The following is a 1,723-nucleotide window of genomic DNA, read 5'->3' as shown; positions in this document are numbered from 1 at the left end:
GTGCTCTTTGTGTGCTTCGTGGTTCAAAGCTTTTGCTTCTGGACGAAAGTGTGCGGTGGGCCCGGAGTGAGTAAGACAGGAGCCAGCAGGAAAATATCAACCGGCAATCATAATCCGCAGGGCATCCAGTCGAAGAACCGCTTTTTGCAGTGCCTGATGGCCCAGTGCAGCACGGTTTTTCAGGTACTCAATCTCTTCATCGCGGACATTCGGGTTAACGACTTTAAGCGCCGCCAGTCGTTTGATCTCTTCGGTGACGTCGCTCAGCAGATTCTGGCAGGCCACATTAACGATAGGCGGTACCCGATCTTTGGCATACCCTTCGGCTTTATCCAGCATGGCGAGAAAGGGTGCCCGCTGGGCATTCACCAGTTTCTTGGCAACACCCCGTTTCAAAGGTTGAAGCTGGGCGTTGAGGGTGTCAAACGCCACTTTTTCCGATAGGTCGTTGAATCCCGGATCGATCAGACAGCGAAGCGGGGTTGCTGGCAGGTAGCGGTCCAGCTGCAGGGTTCGCTCAGCACTGGTTTCTACCACGTAGATCGCTTCCAGCAGCATGGTACCGGGTTTCAGGGCCTTGTTTTTGAGCAAAGCCACCGAGGTATTCCCCAACTCGCTGGTCAGCACCATGTCCATCCCTTCACTGACGATGGGGTGCTCCCAGGTCAGGAAGTGCACGTCTTCCCGGGACAGTGCCATGTCCCGGTCAAAGGTGACGGTCATGCCATCATCCAAAAGGCCGGGGAAGCTGGTGAGCATATGGCTGCCGGGACGGATTATCAGGCAGTGTCTGGAATAGTCTTCCGCCTCGACACCAAAGCCTTCGAACAGCTTCTCCATAAACCGCTTGAGCTGCCTTGGCTGTTCCTGCTCTTCAATGTCGTTGATCATATCTTCATTGGAGACCAGGCCACGGGAGTTCAGCTCCAGCAGTCGGTCCCTGCCTTTATGGAGATGCTCCATCTGTTGCCGGTTCAACTGGGCAGCCTCGGTCAACAGTGGCTCCATGGCTTCTGTGGAGGTTTGGCTACCCGGTTGCAGATAGGGTAACAGCGCGTCACCCAGTTGCATCTGCACCATGCTACCGGCAGGGCAGGTATCGGCAAAGGCGTTCAATCCCGAGTCGAACCAGTGGAACAGTGCCTCCTGGCCAGTGCCCAGCAGATAAGGCACGTGAATCTTGATGGCTTTAGTCTGGCCAATGCGATCCAGTCGGCCAATACGCTGTTCCAGCAGGTCGGGATGTTCAGGCAGATCAAAAAGCACCAGATGGTGGGCAAACTGGAAGTTACGGCCTTCACTGCCGATCTCTGAACAAACCAGCAGTTGGGCACCATGCTCCTCTTCGGCAAAATAGGCCGCAGCACTGTCCCGCTCAATAATGCTCATGTTTTCGTGGAAAACCGCTGCCGGTATACCGGACAGTATGCGCAGGGCATTTTCCAGGTCCAGTGCCGTATTGGCATTGGCACAGATAACCAGCACTTTCTCTTTCTTCAGTAGTTTCAGCAGTTTCATCAGCCAGTCTACCCGGGGGTCGACCTTCCACCAGGGGTCCATATCATCAACACGGATTTGTGCCTGGTAAGCCAGCTCCGGATAGAGGTTATGGCGGTAGTTGGACTCTTCTTCCAGGGCGATTTCGTACAGTTCCGGCAGTACCCGGGGGTAGCCCTGAACCGCACGACCAGAGAATCCGCCAACGGCGGCCCGGGTATTGCGA

General features: G+C 55.4%; 1 protein-coding gene. It reads right to left on the bottom strand.

The annotated features are described in order from the left end of the window. Window positions 1-96: 96 nt before the first annotated feature. On the bottom strand, window positions 97-1,723 hold a 1,627-nt coding region (rapA, locus tag KDK14_RS18390; RefSeq protein ID WP_257266655.1), incomplete at its 5' end, for an RNA polymerase-associated protein RapA.

It is taken from the genome of Endozoicomonas sp. ONNA2, from assembly GCF_024606365.1.
In the GTDB taxonomy this organism is placed as follows: domain Bacteria; phylum Pseudomonadota; class Gammaproteobacteria; order Pseudomonadales; family Endozoicomonadaceae; genus Endozoicomonas.
The sequence above is the reverse complement of the archived record's forward strand: the minus strand, read 5'-3'. Positions and strand labels throughout refer to the sequence as shown.